The sequence below is a fragment of the Streptomyces sp. NPDC098789 genome (assembly GCF_044759975.1).
Lineage (GTDB): Bacteria > Actinomycetota > Actinomycetes > Streptomycetales > Streptomycetaceae > Streptomyces.
The window spans coordinates 60,549-76,503 of record NZ_JBIWAJ010000004.1; the positions used below are offsets into that span (position 1 = coordinate 60,549).

The 15,955-nt window shown below is 72.7% G+C and carries 13 protein-coding genes and 1 pseudogene; 7 read left to right on the forward strand and 7 right to left on the reverse strand.

All coding sequences use genetic code 11. The annotated features are described in order from the left end of the window. Positions 1-35: 35 nt before the first annotated feature. The 5 genes and pseudogenes from ACIQWR_RS10375 to ACIQWR_RS10395 form a co-directional block, all read left to right on the forward strand. Positions 36-305, forward strand: a pseudogene (locus ACIQWR_RS10375) (serine hydrolase); the annotation flags it as partial. A 53-nt stretch (positions 306-358) separates the two neighbouring features. Next, positions 359-841, forward strand: coding sequence for a hypothetical protein (locus ACIQWR_RS10380; RefSeq protein WP_404006532.1), 483 nt, complete (start codon positions 359-361; stop codon positions 839-841). Positions 842-1,074: 233 nt separating this feature from the next. After that, entirely contained in the window at positions 1,075-1,734 is a 660-nt protein-coding gene (locus ACIQWR_RS10385; RefSeq protein WP_404006534.1) for a hypothetical protein, read from the forward strand. Positions 1,735-1,972: 238 nt separating this feature from the next. Beyond that, on the forward strand, positions 1,973-3,598 hold the full coding sequence (locus ACIQWR_RS10390; protein ID WP_404006535.1) for an alpha/beta hydrolase: 1,626 nt from the start codon (positions 1,973-1,975) through the stop codon (positions 3,596-3,598). Between the two features lie 312 nt (positions 3,599-3,910). Beyond that, positions 3,911-4,576 (forward strand): DUF4232 domain-containing protein, encoded by a 666-nt coding sequence (locus ACIQWR_RS10395; RefSeq protein WP_404006537.1) that lies wholly within the window; start codon positions 3,911-3,913, stop codon positions 4,574-4,576. Between the two features lie 43 nt (positions 4,577-4,619). Here ACIQWR_RS10395 and ACIQWR_RS10400 read toward each other — a convergent pair whose 3' ends face one another. Together ACIQWR_RS10400 and ACIQWR_RS10405 are read right to left on the reverse strand one after the other, a co-directional pair. Continuing rightward, the gene (locus ACIQWR_RS10400) at positions 4,620-5,657 is read right to left on the reverse strand and encodes a PP2C family protein-serine/threonine phosphatase (protein WP_404006539.1); all 1,038 of its coding nucleotides are present in this window, start codon (positions 5,655-5,657) and stop codon (positions 4,620-4,622) included. Between the two features lie 112 nt (positions 5,658-5,769). Continuing rightward, positions 5,770-7,164, reverse strand: a complete 1,395-nt coding sequence (locus tag ACIQWR_RS10405) for a serine/threonine-protein kinase (RefSeq protein WP_404006540.1) — start codon at positions 7,162-7,164, stop codon at positions 5,770-5,772. A gap of 111 nt (positions 7,165-7,275) precedes the next feature. Between ACIQWR_RS10405 and ACIQWR_RS10410 the strand changes: the two genes are divergently transcribed. Beyond that, a complete protein-coding gene (locus ACIQWR_RS10410) occupies positions 7,276-7,836 on the forward strand; it encodes a hypothetical protein (RefSeq protein ID WP_404006542.1) in 561 nt (186 codons plus the stop codon). A gap of 45 nt (positions 7,837-7,881) precedes the next feature. On the opposite strand, the gene ACIQWR_RS10415 is transcribed toward ACIQWR_RS10410, so the two are convergent. From ACIQWR_RS10415 to ACIQWR_RS10435, 5 genes are all read right to left on the reverse strand, one after another. Beyond that, the gene (locus ACIQWR_RS10415; protein WP_404006544.1) at positions 7,882-8,172 is read right to left on the reverse strand and encodes a hypothetical protein; all 291 of its coding nucleotides are present in this window, start codon (positions 8,170-8,172) and stop codon (positions 7,882-7,884) included. After that, the gene (locus tag ACIQWR_RS10420; RefSeq protein ID WP_404006546.1) at positions 8,169-8,924 is read right to left on the reverse strand and encodes a DUF1524 domain-containing protein; all 756 of its coding nucleotides are present in this window, start codon (positions 8,922-8,924) and stop codon (positions 8,169-8,171) included. The genes ACIQWR_RS10415 and ACIQWR_RS10420 overlap by 4 nt, the downstream gene beginning before the upstream one ends. A gap of 193 nt (positions 8,925-9,117) precedes the next feature. Beyond that, a complete protein-coding gene (locus tag ACIQWR_RS10425; protein ID WP_404006548.1) occupies positions 9,118-10,728 on the reverse strand; it encodes an alpha/beta hydrolase in 1,611 nt (536 codons plus the stop codon). A gap of 295 nt (positions 10,729-11,023) precedes the next feature. Beyond that, entirely contained in the window at positions 11,024-12,667 is a 1,644-nt protein-coding gene (locus ACIQWR_RS10430) for an ABC transporter substrate-binding protein (RefSeq protein WP_404006550.1), read from the reverse strand. Between the two features lie 52 nt (positions 12,668-12,719). Further along, a complete protein-coding gene (locus tag ACIQWR_RS10435) occupies positions 12,720-14,906 on the reverse strand; it encodes a hypothetical protein (protein WP_404006552.1) in 2,187 nt (728 codons plus the stop codon). A 247-nt stretch (positions 14,907-15,153) separates the two neighbouring features. On the opposite strand from ACIQWR_RS10435, the gene ACIQWR_RS10440 reads away from it, so the two are divergent. Further along, positions 15,154-15,891 (forward strand): NPP1 family protein, encoded by a 738-nt coding sequence (locus tag ACIQWR_RS10440; RefSeq protein WP_404006554.1) that lies wholly within the window; start codon positions 15,154-15,156, stop codon positions 15,889-15,891. The last annotated feature ends 64 nt before the right edge of the window (positions 15,892-15,955 follow it).

Here is a 15,955-nt window from a genome sequence, read left to right on the forward strand (position 1 = left end):
CGGACGGGCCACGGTCCGCCGGGGTGCGGCCGCGTCGCCCCCGGCGCCGGTACCGGTACGCCAACTCCGACAACATCGCCGTCGCCCTGATGGCCGAGGCCGCCACCCGGCGCCGGTACGAGGAGCTGCTCCGCGAGCTCGTCCACGCGCCCTCGGGCATGGACGACACGAGCCTGCCCCAGGGCTACCGACTGCCCGAGCCGTTCCTGCACGGTTACCAGATCGATCCGCAGGACGGTCCCGTCGACGTCAGCGAGGCTGCACGAGTGAGGTCCAGCGGGTGCGGGGTCCGCGCCGGTGGGGGAAGCTGGGAATGCCGCAGTGCCCACGGCGGGCAGAGTGGTGAGGAAGGCCCTTCGTGAACGTTTCAGCAGCCGACCGTCCCGCGCGCGCGTCCCGGCGCAGGGCGCGGATGACCACGGTGTTGTGCGCGGCTGCGGCCCTGACGGCCGTCGCCGCGCACCCCGGTGGGATGTCATCGGCGCGGGCACTGGACCCACCGGACCCGGTGGTGGTCGTCGACTGTTCCGCACAAGCCCGCATGCGCCCCCAGGAGTACCTCCTGGCCTGCGGTGACGGGAACAACCATCTGGTCGACCTCCGGTGGGACACCTGGGGCGCGCGGACCGCGACGGCCACCGGCACCGACATGGTGAACGACTGCCGCCCCTACTGCGCGGCCGGCCGTTTCCGCGCCTACCCGGTATCGGTGACGCTGAGCGACCCCCAGACCTGGCCCGCGCACCCGGACGTCCGGCGCTTCACGACGATCAGGCTCCTCTACACCGACACCGCACCGCCGCCGGTCCCCAAGGACGTGACCTACAAGCTCGTGTACTGAGAGCCCGGAAGCGCAGGCAGGACCATCGGTCCCCCCCCCTCGTCGCGACCGGCCGAGGCAAGGTTGGGAGCGGGGCCCGCGGACGTCCCCCGGCCGATTCCCGGTGGCGTCGCCGGGCACCCGTCGGAGATGATCGGCGTCCACGTACCAGGTGCCGCCCCCTGCCAGGAGGCGGCAGAGCGCGACTGGACCTCGTACGCCGCCGATGTCCGCCGCCGTGCCCCGGAGAACCGATGAAGCTCCCCGTGACCATCCACCACGTACGCCTCGGATCAGCGGAGTTCAAGGTCATCCGACCCGCCCGGCCCCTGGCGCGCGCCGTGCTCATCGACCACGACCGCCACCTGGACGCCTACCTCGATCAGGACGCCGCCCAGCGAATCGGTGCGCTGTGGACGCTCGCCGCCTCTTCACCTCGCTCGCTGGTCCACCTGCCCATGCGGGGGAACCCCGGCCCCTCCCGAGCGCTGCCGGAGAACTGCACGCGACAGCTCGATCTCGTACTGCTGCACCACTCGCTCCAGTTCGCACCCGCACGCTGGAAGGAGATACGGGGACGGCTCGGCCCAGGGCGTCCGCGGACCGTGACGCTACCCGGCCCGAGACACACCGACGATGCCGTGATGGACCACGGGGCACGGCACTACCAGGAGAACCGGGATCTGTTCCACCAACATCTCCACGCCGAGACCCTGTTCATGACCGGCAGCGCGAAGGTGTTCAGGGAGACCGCCCGGCACTTCTTCGACGTCGCCCGAAGCGGACCCGGATACGTCCCCCTCCATCCCAACTACCCGCGCTTCTACACCGACCTCCACTCCAACGACGGCATCCTGGGCGATGCGCGCGAGATCCGCATCGAGTACTGCGACGAGTGGCACCCATGCCGCTAGTTGTCGTTCGTCGTCCTCCCTGAGGGGGATGGGACTACGCGTGGGCGGGGCGGGCCGTCCCGGAAGTGGCGGCGGATGTGGGGATCTTGAGGGGTGGGTCTCGGTCATGTGGCTTGATTCCGGGTGGTACGCGTGGGGGACGGAAGATCGGCTCTTGGGAGGGATCCGGTCTCTCCGGCTCATCCAACACAGTGGAGGTGCACGCGATTTCACCTGACGAAGGAACGGCACCACGCGCATGAAACGTCTCGCACCCCTGCTCGCCACCGCCGGGCTCCTGGCCACCGCTCTGCCCGCACTGGTGGCGTCCCCGGCATCCGCTGCCCAGACTCCCGAGTACCTGCGCCAGAAGCCGGCGTGGCACCGTTGCAGCCCCGATCGGCCGGCGGAGTACGAGTGCGCGACCCTCAAGGTCCCGCTCGACTACCAGCGTCCCGAAGGGCGCACCCTCGACGTCGCCATATCCCGGATGAAGAGCGAGAACCCGGCCAAGCGGCGTGGTGTGCTGCTGCTCAATCCCGGCGGCCCAGGGACTTCCGGCCTCTCCCGGCCGATCCGGGCGAACGCCGATATGCCCAAGGACGTCCGCGACCGGTACGACCTCGTCGGCTTCGACCCGCGCGGCGTCGGCGAGAGCAGCCCGATCAGCTGTGGCGATCTGAGCGCGGCGGAGACGGGCGAAGGCGGGGCCTACCGGCCCGAGACCTTCGCGTCGGACGTGGCCTGGGCGCGCGGGATCGCCGACAAGTGCCGTGAGAAGTCGGGCGATGTGATCCCGTACATCACCACCCGCAACACGGCGCGCGACATGGACGTCATCCGCGCCGCACTGGGGGAACGGACGGTCTCGTACCTGGGCTACTCGTACGGGACGTACCTCGGCACGGTGTACGCGCAGATGTTCCCGGAGCGCACCGACCGGTTCGTCCTGGACAGCGGCATAGACCCGCAACGCGTCTGGCGCGGCATGATCCAGGTGCAGGGGACCGGGGCCGAGCCCGCCTTCGAGCGGTGGACCCGGTGGGCGGCCGAGCGCTCGGACACCTACGGCCTCGGCGCCACGCCCGAGGCGGTCTCCGCCACCTTCTGGGCCCTAGTGGCCCGGGCCGACCGGGAACCGATCGACCACTACGGCCAGAAGATGACGGGTGACGACATCAGGGCCGACCCGTCGCTCTACTTCGATCCCCACGCCGCCTCGGTCGTCATCAAGGGCATAAAGGCGTCTGGCGAGAAGGCGCCCCAGCCGCCGGTGAACCCCGCTCCGAGCGGCACCGCTCCGGGCACGAGCGGGAAGGACGCCGGTAAGAAGGGGTCCGTCGCGCGGTCACCGCTCGGCGGCGGCCGGGCCGCCGCTCCGGGCGTCGACGCGGCCGGGGCCTCGGAGGCGCCGGACGCCACTCCCGCCAGCAACGCCACCGCCGCGCACTGGGCCGTGGTGTGCGGGGACGCGGACAACTGGCCCCGCGATCCGGACCAGTACGCGCGGGAGGCGGCGCAGGACAAGATCAAGCACCCGCTGTACGGGGATTTCGCCTCGAACATCAAACCGTGCGCCTTCTGGCAGCGGCCGCTGGAGCCCGCCACGCCCATGAAGACCCGGTTCGATGTCCTGACCGTGCAGAACGAGTGGGATCCGATGACCCCGCTCAGCAGCGGCCAGGGGATGCACCAAGCGCTCAAGGGATCGCGGATGGTGCTCGCGTCGGGAGGTGTGGGGCACGGCGTGTACCTGTCCACCCCCACGGCCTGCGCCAACACACCTGTCAACGCGTACCTGTCGACGGGTCGGCTGCCCGCCAAGGACGTCACCTGCCACAACCCGCCGCCCGCCCCGGACCCGGAGGGCGCCGGAGCCCGCTGACGACGGGGCCCGCGCCGCTCGCCGTCAAGATCGACTGCGTCACAGTTCCGCCCCAGGGGCCGGGTGGCCGAGAACGCGCGCGGAGCATGGCGGGAACCGTCATATCCGCTGGTGGGAGGCTTGGGGCGAGCTGCCGTGTCGGCCGCACGGGCGTGCGTCGTCCGACCATGCGTGTAACAGGAAGGTATGAGGGCAGGGGCGGACGGAACGGAGCGGCGGTCGGACGGGTCCTCTGGGTCAGAAGTGCCCGTTCCCACCGGCCCGTTCGGGCCCGAGCCGCCCCGGCTGCCTACCGATTCCGAGGAAACAACGATGCGCGTCCACAAGATCACCTTCGCCGCCCTGGCCGTCGCCGCCGGCCTCTCGCTGACGGCGTGCCAGAACGGCGACGACGCCGCGGCACCGGGTGGCGGCCCGTCGTCCGCGTCCACCGCGTCCCCGTCCGCGCCGTCGACCACGGGCGGGGCCGACCAGGTCGGGGGCAAGGGCTCCCCGACGGTCGCGGGCGGCAAGGGCACGGCGGCCGGGACCGGCTCCGACAAGGGCGGCGCGTCCGGCTCCGACAAGTGCCGCACCGGCGACCTGGAGATCACCGCGATCGACAGCACCATCGGCGGCGACACCGACGGTACGGTCGCGGTGCAGTTCAAGAACCGCGGCAGCCGGGACTGCACGCTCTCCGAGTACGCCGGCGTCGATCTGAAGACCAACGCGGGGTCGATCTCCGCGAAGCGCACCGGCCAGCATCCCGGCCCGACCACCCTGAAGAAGGGCGCGGCGGTCTCCTTCGGCGTCACCTACCCGCTCAACACGTCGGGCGGCTCCGGCGTCCGCGTCACCGGCCTGGTCGTCACCCCGCCGGACGAGACGAAGTCGGTCAGCCTCGCCTGGCCGGGCGCCGCCACCCTGCCCGTCACGGACGGCAGTGGCTCCCCGGTCAAGGTCGGCCCGATCGGCAGCGCCGGCCAGGGCGGCTGACCCACCGCGAAGCGTCGTACCGCTCGCGCCCCGGGCCGGCGCCTCAGGTTCCGCGCAGGCGGACGGCGAGGGCGGCGATGTCGTCGTCGAGACGCCCCCTGCTGTAGTGCAGGAGATCGCGGTGGAGGGCGGCGAGGAGGTCGCGGGGCGGTGTCCCGGGCTGTCGCCGCATCCACGTCGCCAGCGGGAAGAACTCGCCGTCGCGGGCGCGCGCCTCCGCGATCCCGTCGGTGTACAGGAGCAGCAGGTCGTCGGGGGCGAAATCGAAGCTGTCGACGGTGTAGTGGTCGCCGATCAGCTCCGCGAGGCTCAGCAACGGCGACGGCGTCGGCGTTTCGAGGACGTGCAGCCTGCTGCCGTTCAGGAGCAGTGGTGGAGGATGCCCGCAGTTGAGGATGTCGACGCGCCCGCCCCCGTGCGGGATCTCGGCGAGAAGCGCGGTGGCGAAGCGTTCCATGGCCCCCTCGGGTGGAAAGGCCGCGTTGTACCGGGTGCTGCTGGCGTCCAGCCTGCGGGCGACGACGACCAGGTCCTCCTCGTCGTACGCCGCCTCCCGGAAGGCGTTGACGATCGCGGCGGCCGCCCCCACTGCCGGCAGGCCCTTCCCCCGCACGTCGCCGATGAGCAGCCTGACCCCGTACTTCGTGTCGACCACCTCGTAGAAGTCCCCGCCGATGCGCGCCTCCGCCGCGGCCGCGAGGTACAGCGACTCGATCTCGACGCCGCCGATGCGGTGCGGCAGCGGGCTCAGCACCACCTGCTGCGCGGCCTCGGCGACGAGCCGCACCTGGAAGAGCGTGCGCTCGCGCTGCAGCCGGGCGTGGCTCCCGTACGCGGCGGCGACGGTCACCGCGATGATCCCCGCGGCCGTCCACCACGTCCCCAGGTCGGGGAAGACGAAGCCGAGGCCGATCATCAGCATGAGGCAGACCGTCCCGAGCAGAACGGTCGGCAGGACCGGCCACATGGCGGCGGCGAGGGCCGGCGCCGCGGGCAGCAGTCGACTGAAGGCCATCTCCGGCGGCGTGGCATAGGCCAGGCTGGCGATGACGACGGTCAGGACGACCGGCGACAGACGCACGAGGCTTCCCGGGTCGGGGCGCCTACGGAGCCGCGGCCGTCCGGACTCGATCACATTGACCAGAATATAGGCGCATCGGGGGTACGGCGCTCCGACCGGCGTCACCCTCCGCTCACGCGGGACGACTGCCGGGCACTTTCCACCACAGCAGCCAGGCTCCCGTGCCCAGGATCAGGACGTTGGCCAGCATCATCAGGGGGCGCGTGGCGAAGCCGATGTCCCACCAGCCGAACAGCCGCCGCAGCAGCTCCAGGGTGAGGAAGTACAGCGCCATGTCGGCGACGATGACGACGGCCCAGCAGACCGCGGGGCTCCAGCGCGGCCTGGGCAGGGCGTGCGGCAGACAGAGCACGAGGGTCACGGTGAGGGCCGCCGTCCCGTGCCCCCGGCGCACCACGTCGCCCAGGTCGTTCCAGGGCAGGACCACGCCGGTGACCCACAGCAGCGCGTAGCAGCCGACGAGGCGCAGCAGGCGCGCCGTCGCCGGGGACGGTGGGACGGTCCGGGCGGTGGGCCGGGTGGGGTCCGGGGGCGCGGCTTCGAGCACGGTGGGGCGCGGGGGGACGGGGGCGGGGGCGTGTGCTGGCACGGGTGGAGGTCCGGGTACGGGCCCGACCCGGTGCGGGGTCGCGTCGCGGACCGGGGTCCCGTCGTGGCGCGGGGGAACCGCCGGGGCCGGGGTCGGCCGCTCCCGCGCCAGCGCCTGCAGCGCGGTCAGTGCCTCCGCGGCGCCGATCCGGTGTCGCGGGTCCTTCGTCAGCAGCGCCACCAGCAGCGGGCCGAGCGTGCCCGCACGCCGCGTCGGCCGGGGTTCCTCGGTGGCGACGGCGATGCACAGCGCGGTGAAGCTGGGCGCGCTGAAGGGGGGTACGCCCTCGACGGCGCAGTAGAGGGTCGCCCCCAGCGCCCACAGGTCGGTCGCGGGCGCGGGCGACTCGCCCGTCAGCTGTTCGGGGGCCATGTAGGCCGGGGTGCCGATGAGCGCACCGGTGCGGGTGAGCGCCGTGGTCGCGTCCGCGGTGTGCGCGATGCCGAAATCGGTGAGGACCACCCGGTCCTCCGTCAGCAGGACGTTGTCCGGTTTGACGTCCCGGTGGACGACGCCCGACGCGTGGGCGCGGCCCAGTGCCTTCAGCATCGCCGCGCCGATCTCCGCGACCCGCTGGACGGGCAGTGCGCCGTCGCGCGCGATGGCCGCGGCGAGGGAGGTGCCGCTCACGTACTCCATGACGATCACGGGCGCGCCCTCGTGCTCGACCACGTCGTGGACGGTGATGATCCCGGGGTGGTTGAGCCGCGCCGCCGAGCGGGCCTCGCGCACCACCCGCCGGAGCAGGACCTCCCGCTGATCGCCGGTGGTGCCGGGCGGGAGCGTCACCTCCTTGATGGCCACCTCCCGGCCGAGCACCTCGTCCGTCCCCCGCCACACGCGGCCCATGCCGCCCTGGCCGACCAGCTCCAGGGGCCGGTACCGGCCCCCGATCAGCACACCGCTCGCCTCAGTCACGGCGCCAGCCTACGGTCCGAACTCCCACCGTTCGCAGGGCAGTCCGGCCGGTCCGATCACCGGCCGGGCGGTTCTGTAGGGTCGGGTGATCTACGAACACGGGGGAAGAACATGTTCACGTCCACAGTGCGGGGTGCGGCGATCGTCGTCACGGCCCTGGCGGCGCTCACCGTTTCCTGCGGTCCGGGTCCCCAGCGGGCCGAGCCGGCCGCGCCGACCACCTCGGGCAGCGCGGCGGCCACCGGTGCCACGAGCCCCGCCGCGAGTCCCGCCACGGGCGCCCCCGCCGAACCCACCACCGGAGGCTCGCCGCCGGCCGGTGCCCCGGCCCCGTCGGCAGGGGCCGCCGATCCGGCGGCCGCGCCCCCCGTGAAGGTCCGCGATGCCTTCGCCGGACTCCAGGCCACCCTCGGCGACTCCTGCACGCCGAGCGGATGCGCCTATTTCCTGGGCCGGGTGTACGACGAACTGCACACGATGGACAGGGCCATGAAGACGGACCCGAAGGGGCCGGGTCACTTCCCCGAGCCGATCGCCCTGATCGCGAAGCTCGACGGGGAACTCGCCGGCGACCGGTCCTTCGACAACCTCAAGGAGCACCAGACCCTGCTGATCGGCACCCGGGACAAGGTCAACACGTGGATGCAGGGCCACCCCGACGACTATCGCTGACTACCGCTGACCAACGCTGACCACCGCTGACGACCCGGTCAGCGGTCAGCCGTCGGCCTGCTCCTGGGCCCGGTAGCCGGCTCGGACCAGGGCGAGGGCCGCGCGGTGCACGGCGTGGGGAGTGGCTTCGAGCCGGTACGGCCCGGAGGTGAGCAGGTACCACTCCTCCGCGCCGGTGTACTGGATCTCCACCAGAGCCGGCCCGCCCGGCCGGGCGGTGGTGCGCAGGGTCAGGTCCCCGGTGATGACCCCGACCTCGTCGGTCATCGCTCCGCCGGGTCCCGCGACGACCTCGTCCACCCACTGCTCGGCGGCGCCCGCCCCGTCGTCGGTCATGAGGCGCAGGTGTCCAGCATCGTCGTCAGCATCTGCTTCTCCGCTTCCGTCACCGTCAGTCCGTACGTCGACTTGACGGTGGTCCAGGCCCGCCCGTACTGGCACCAGGCGCTCTTGTCGGTGGGCTGCCAGCTGTCCGGGGTCTGGTCCCCCTTGGACCGGTTGGAGGACGCGCTCACCGCGATCAGCTGCGGGCGGACGAGGTCGTTGGCGAACTCCTTGCGGCGCTGCGGGTCCCAGGCGGCGGCGCCGGAGCGCCACGCCGCGGCGAGGGGCACCATGTGGTCGATGTCCAGCTTGCCCGCGTCGGTGAGCGTGACCCCGTCGTAGAGGCTGCGCCAGGTGCCGGAAGCGGCCTTGCAGTCCGCGTTCAGGGCGACGTCCTTGCCGTCGCGCTTGATGACGGTCTCGCGCGTGTCGCACTTGTTGCCCTGGTCGATCCAGTGCGTGAACTTGTCCCGGGAGTATCCGGACATCGAGCCGACGGGTCCGACCTTGAGCGCGGCCAACTGGGTGCGGGCCACCTGCACGGTGACCATGCCCGGCAGGACGTCCCCGGTGACCGGCTTGCCGTCATCGCCGCCGGCGCCCTTCTTGGACGCGGACGACGAGGGGGACTTGGCGCCGGACGCCGACGCCGACGGCTTGCCGTCGCCCGCGCCCCGGTCGGTCGCGGGCTGCGAGCACCCGGCCAGGGCCAGCAGAACCGTTACCGCCAGGATCCCACCGGGCACCCGCATCTGACGTCCCATGTCCCCCACCCCACCCAGAACCGCACCGAACCCGTTGTCCGGTTCACCCTACCCAGTACCGATACTTCTCAAGAGGCCGGCTCGCCCGCACTCCTGCCCCACCGTCACCACGGGGCCGCCCGCACCGCCGCGACCCGGCAGCGGGGCCGTGGTCGACCCGACGGTCGACCGCGGCCCCGCTGCTTCGGGGTGTTCAGCGCAGGGTGGGGATCACGTCGCGCGTCTCGTCGACGCCGACGTTCGCGCTGCGGCGGGCCAGCGGGACCGCCGGCGCCTCGTCAGCGCAGACCGTGCCCCGCGCGGGCAGGGCCAGGGTGGCGAGGTAGTCGTTGACGAGCGCGCTGACGCACGCGCTCCGGTTGTAGGCGGTGTGTCCTTCGGCCGCGAAGGTGACCAGTCGTCCGTTCTCCAGCGTCCCGGCGAGGGCCACGGCGTCCTGGTACGGGGTGTCCGGGTCCCCGGTGTTCCCGAGGACCAGGATCGGTGCGGACCCCGCGGCCCGGTAGGAGCCCTCGAAGCGGCTCGCGCGCTCCGCCGGCCACTGGGCACAGGTGGGCGCGTGGTTGTGGTCGTAGGTGGGCGGCCCCAGGCCGATGGGGGTTCCCAGCAGCGGCGTCGTGGCGGACTCGGCGCCGACCATCGCGCCCAGGAGCAGCTGGCTGCTCGGGTAGACGCGGTCGGCGCACTCGACGGCCATGTTGACGTTGAGGAAGTCGAAGGAGCCGGGTGAGGGCGGGTTCAGCAGCCAGGTGGTCCGGTGCTCCTGGGCCGCCCGCAGGCTCTCGCCCAGGGCGGGCCAGATCTCCTTGCCCGAGTTGATGTTGAACATCATCCGGTAGGCGAGGGTGTAGCCGGTGGCCGGGCGTCCGCTCGCGGTGACGACCGGATCGGCGTCGAGGTCCCGCTTGAGCTGTTCGAAGGCCTGCCGGGCCCTGCCGTCACCGAACCCGCAGGTCGCGGCGTTCTGCGAACACCAGTCGAGGAACCGGCCGACCGCGGCGTCCAGGGCGACGAACTGGCCCGCGTCGTAAGCGTACGGGACGTCCGCGTAGTGCCGCGGGTCGTAGGAGCCGTCCAGGACCATGGCGCGCACGCGCCGGGGGAACTGGGCGGCGTAGACGGTGCCGACGTAACTGCCGAAGGACCGGCCGTAGAAGGTGAGCGTCTGCTCGCCGAGGGCCTGGCGGAGCAGGTCGATGTCCTTGGCGTTCGAGGCGGTGCCGATGAACGGCAGCAGGTCGCCGGAGCGCGCCTTGCAGGCGGCGCCGACCTCGCGGCCCTGTCGCACGGCGAGTTGCAGGGCACCCGGGCCGGGCACGCCGCGCGCGGCGTCGACGGCGGCCGCGTACTCCTGGTCGTTCCAGCACTCGATCTGGCCGCTGCGCTTGACCCCGCGCATGTCGTAGCCGACGACGTCGAAGCCGTCCCGGAGCGAGGCGGGCAGCGCGTCGTAGCTGTCGCGCGCGAAGTCCACCCCGGAGTTGCCGGGGCCGCCGGGGTGCAGCAGCAGGACGCCCGTGCGGTGGGTCGGGTCGGCGGCGAGGTGCCGGGTGACCGCGATCGGGATGGTGCGCCCGGTGGGCTCGCGGTAGTCGAGCGGGACCTGGGCGGTCGCGCACTCGAAGCCGTCGCCCGGGTCGGCGCAGGGCCCCCAGGTCAGCGTGGGAACGGGCGGGGCGGCGGCGCGCGGCGTCGCCCCGGCCGCGCCGGGGACGCCCCCGAGGAGGGCCGTGACCGCGACCAGGACGAGGGTTGTCCCCCAGACTCCTCGCTTGCGCGGATGGTCGGTCGAGCGGGTCTGCATGTGTCGCGACTCCCTGCGTGGAAGGTCGGTGAGGGCCGCGCACGAGGTCGGCGCGCACGGGGTCGGGGGGAGGGACCCCTGCGCGCCCTCGCTCGGTCGAGCGGCGGCAGGCCCAGGCTCCCACTCGTGGGGCCGGCCGGGATAGACATCAGGCCGCACAAGATCCGGAACGCTCGGCCCCGCTCGGCCGCTCCGGAAGGACCTGTGGGTGGCCGGGCGGGCGGCTCGGCTGGGCGGGCGGTCGGGGCGGGCGTACGGGTACGGGACGGGTACGAGTGCGGGTACGGTACGGGCCTCAGCAGCCCGGGGCGCCGGTGCCGCCGCGCTGCGGCAGGCTCAGGTTGGGTGCGGAGTTCGGCCAGGTGAGCGAGACCGTCTTCGTCTTCCCGTCCGGCTGGATCTCCACGACGGGGGCCGGCTTGCCGACGGGGTTGCCGTCGGTGCCGAAGGACAGCCAGCCGCTGGCGCCCGGCAGCATCTGCGCGCAGTAGAACTGGTGCAGGATGCCGGTCTCCAGGCCCGGGTTCTTCAGCCCCGCACTGTCCTGTCGGGCCGCGCTGATGGCGGCCACCGTGGCGTCGTGGGTGAGCATCGCCTGGCCGTTGGCGAGGTCGGCCGGGTCGAAGGCGAGGGCCGCCGCGTCCCCCTGGGTGGTGAGGCGCTGGCTCGTGCACGGGTCGGGCCGTCCGGTGTACGCCGCCCAGAACTGGTCGTAGTTGTGCTTCGCGTCCGAGCCGGGGCACGCGGTGCCCCACTGGTCCGGGCTGGCCAGCGCCGTGTAGGCCACGGCGACCCGGCCGGAGGCGACCCCCTTGAGGACCGCGTCGTCGTGGATGGCCTCGGAGGCGTCGTCCCCGGCGAGGATGTGCAGCTGGGTGATCCCGCAGGGCGAGCCCTGGACCCAGTTCTCCACGAAGGCGCCGAGGTCGCGGCCGCGGCCGGCGAAGTAGACGATCGACGGCTGGGCCTGGCAGAGGTTCGCGTGCATCAGGTTGAACTGGTTGATCAGGTACGCCTTGCGGCCGGAGCCGCTGGGCAGGCTCTTGGGCGAGGTGTACGGGAGCACGGTGACGGTGCGGTTCGGCGCCTGGAGGCGGACCTTCGCCTCGGCCGCGAGGGTGGCCGTGTAGTCGTCGCCCACGACCCCGTCGGCGACCACGGCGAGCGAGCTGACGGCCGGGCGCAGTCCGGCGACGTACTGGTTGGCGGCGATGACCGAGTCGGTGTTGGTCGGCGAGACCCGGAACATGTCCGTGATCAGCCGCTTGCCCGCCGGGTCGGTGGGGTCGAGGTTCATCGAGTTTCCGGTCACCGTCGAGCCGATGACGGGGATGTGGAGCTTGGCGGAGATCGCCGCGGCGGCCTGCCGGGTCTCCTCGGTGCTCTGCCCGAGGCCGACGACGGCGGAGATGTGTTCGGCCTCGGCGTGCTTCTCGATGCGGGCCACCGTCTCCTTCCACGCGCCGTACTGGCTGCCCATGTTGGCCAGGTAGAGCTTCACCCCGGGCGTACTGCCGTACGCGGCCGTGTTGTTCGCCCGCCAGACGGCGGTGACGGCGCCTTCGATGTTGGGGTAGAGGGAGTCGTAGGTGAGGGTGTCCACGTCGGCGACGGGCGAGAGGTCGAGCAGCAACACCACACTGCTGGACGGACCCTTGACGGCCGCGTTGGACGTCTTGATCATCTCCTCCAGCTTCTGCATGCGCTCCGGTTCGGCCTTGGTGAAGGGCACGCTCTCCAGGTTCACCCCGACGCAGGCCGGCGGTGAGCCGGCCGCGGTCATCCCGGACCCACAGCTCAGGGCGGGCCGGTTGAAGTAGTCGTAGGTCCAGCGGGCGCCGAAGACCACACCGGCGAGGACGACGAGGGCGGCGGCCAGGGACAGCACCGGATGACGGCGCAGCCCTCCGAGTCGAGGATTGTGGACACCTACGGTCATGAACCACTCCTAGCGGTGCGCCCGGGCCCGCCCCTCGGCGGGCCCGGAGGGGTCAGGCGAAGAGCGCGCCCGCTTGCTGGAGTGCGCTGACGTCCAATAAGCGGGAATTGTGCGAGAGCCGTTCGAAGCCTTCTTCGATCTGGGCGTCCCAGCCGTGGCTGTGTTCGGTGAGCGGGTCGTTGTAGAGCCAGAGCAGGGCCAGCAGCTTGGCCGTGGCCACCGTCACCACGCCGCTCCCCCGCCCCTCGATCCCGGCGAGCAGGAGCGCGTACACCTGCGGGGCGGACCGTTCGTGGACGAACCGGCAGGGCGCCGACGCCAGGTAGTCGAGCAGCCGCACCCACGCCCGGTGGTCGCGGTCGAAGCGGGCGGCCAGCGCGTCGGCCACCGGGGCGAACCGGCCCAGGCACAGCTCGTAGAAGAGGCGTTGTTCCTCGACGGCCTCCGGCGTGCGGCCGCGGGCCGCCGACATCGCCGCCAGCGCCTCGGCCTGGCGGACGAACACCCCGTCCCAGGGGTCGACGGGCGGCGCGTCGGCCTCCCCCGGCCTCCGGGCACGGCCGGCCGCCGGCGGTTGGGCGGGCGCGGCGGACAGCGCGGTCAGGACGCAGCGGCTCAGCCACGGGTGCAGGGCCGGGGGCCGGTCCGCGGGGCCCCAGCCGACCTCGCGGATGCGGGAGGGCGCGTGGGCGTGCGTACTGACCCACAGGTTGCGGCGGAGCAGCTCCAAGCTGTGCGGGAGGTCGGCGAGTTCGGCCGGTACCCACGGGTCGTCGGCGGTGCGCGCGTCGGCGAGGTAGGCCGCGGCCAGCACGACGGCGGGCGGCGGCGTCCAGCGCGCGGCGGGCACGGCGAGCCCCTCGGGCAGGCTGGTCTCCAGGGCGCGCGACCACAGCGGTCTGCCGCCCGGGTCGAGGGCGGCGGGCAGGGATCTCTCGACCGCGGTGGCGTCGCCGTCCGGCAGCGCGCCCTCGCGCTGTTCCTTCACGGCGGTGACGGCTCCCCAGTGGCCACCGGTGAGCCGGTGGGCGACGGAGGCGGCCAGTGGCGGCGCGAGCGGTCCCGGGGCGCCGGTGACGTACCCGACCTGGTCCTCGGTCATCGGGTCGAGCCACACCGGGTACCAGTGGGACGCCACCGAGTCCGGGTCCGCGGCGGCGCCCGCGTCGTCCTCCCGGGCCCACTGGGCGCGGTCGGCGCGCGCGAGCAGGGGGACGCGGCGCTGCGAGGTGCCCGCGATCGGGGTGGTCCGCCAGGGCTCGCACCAGCGGGTGGTCCACTCGGGCTGCCACTGGTCGCAGGCAGCGAGCACGACCAGCGGGTCGGGCTTGGCCGAAGCGCCCTGTCCGGTCTGCCGGTTGCGGATGCGCGCGTTGATGAGGGCGCCCAGGAAGCGGCGTCCGGCGGCGGTCTGCGCGCCGTCCACCAGGAGGACCCACGCGTGGTCGTGGCGCCCGCGGGCCGCTTCGTGCTCGGGCACCTCGCAGGAGCAGGTGGACCGCAGGGCCGGGTGGCGTTCGGCCTGCTCCTGGGCGTCGGCGAGGAAGGCCGAGAGGAGCGGGGCCACGGCGGCCGAGCGGGACGCGGAGCTGAGCCGGATCAGGGCGTCGACGTAGCCCGCGTCCTCCGCCTCCGGGATGCCGACGTGCCAGCGCAGGGCGTCGCGCAGGCCCCAGCGGGCCGCGCTCTGGAGCAGGGAGCCGATGACGGGTCGGGCCTGGTCCCGGACGGCGGCGACCACTTGGCTGCCGGTCCCGGAGACCAGCGGGCTGAGCGCGCCGGTGGCCACGACGTCCATGGTGGTGACCGCGGCGCCCTCGACCCGGGTGGCGAAGCGGCCCGGCCGGGTGCCCCGCGTGTAGGCCTGTATCAGCCCCCGGATCTGGTCGGTGGCCCGGGTGCGGTCGGTCTCCAGGTTCTCGTTGAGTGCGAGCAGCCCGAGGGCGAAGCGGTGGAAGACGGGGCTGCGGCGCAGGGTGTCCCAGCCGCGCATCATCTGGAAGGCCGCCAGGGTGGCGGCGGACACCGGGTCCACCGGGTTCTCATTGAAGTCGAGGTGGGCGTGCACCACCGTCGAGCCGCAGCCGTGGGACAGGTTGGCCAACAGGGTGGACTTGCCCGATCCGCGCGGACCGAGCAGCGCCATGACGGGCTGCCGCTGTTGTGGATAACGCCAGATCATGTGCCGCAGGAACGCCTCGGTCCCCTGCGCGTGACCCGGCTCCGTCGTTGCGCTCACCATTGCCCCCGCCCCCCAGCTGGTCGCGTCGCCCGCGTCGACGCAACGGAAGTAAACACCGAACGGACGCTCCGTGACGGGCATACCGCGGATATTGAGGATCGCGAGAACTGCCGGGACCGGGGCTCGTGTTCGGCGATGCGGGGCCGCAGAATGCCAGCACCCCCACACAGGTCGAGGAGTTGATGTGCGCACACTGCCCCCTTCCGCGACGACGCCCGGGCGCCGGAGCGGGATACGACGGTTCGTGACCACCGCTTCACTGGGCGCGGCGGCGCTCGTGCTGACGCTGCCGGCGCTCGCCTCCGCCGACGTACTGCCCTCGCTGCCGCAGAACGCGGACGGGCTGGAACAGACGTTCTCCCCGGCCTACGACTACGACCGGGACGGCTGTTACGCCACCGCGGCCATCGGCGGCGACGGGCGGCTCAACCCCGGACTGAAGCTCGGCGGGGACGTGAACGGGCGCTGCCGGGACGCCGCGCAGCTGCAGAACTCGAACACGTACGCGCGCGAGAAGTGCGACAACGGCTGGTGCGCGGTCATGTACGCGAGCTACTTCGAGAAGGACCAGGCCACTCTCGGTCCGGCGGCCATCGGGCACCGGCACGACTTCGAGCACGTGGTGGTCTGGATCAAGGACAACCAGGTCCAGTACGTGTCGACTTCGCAGCACAGCGGCTGGAAGTGGTACCCCCGCTCCGCCGTCCGCTTCGACGGGACGCACCCCAAGGCCGTCTACCACAAGGACGGCGCCTCGACCCACTTCTTCCGGCTGGCCAACGGCAATGACGAGCCGCCCGAGAACCACACCGGTGGCTGGTTCTACCCCCGCCTCGTGGGCTGGAACGGCTATCCGGCCGGCCTGCGGGACAAACTGATGAACGCGGACTTCGGCGCGGCCACCATCAAGATCACCGATGGCCGCTTCGGCGACGCGCTCAATGCCGCCAAGCCCCCCATCCCGTTCAACGCGTACAGCTGACAGCCGCCTGCCGGGCGGCCGGGGAGGGGTCAAGCGGAGGAACTCCTCTCCGTTATGCGTACGT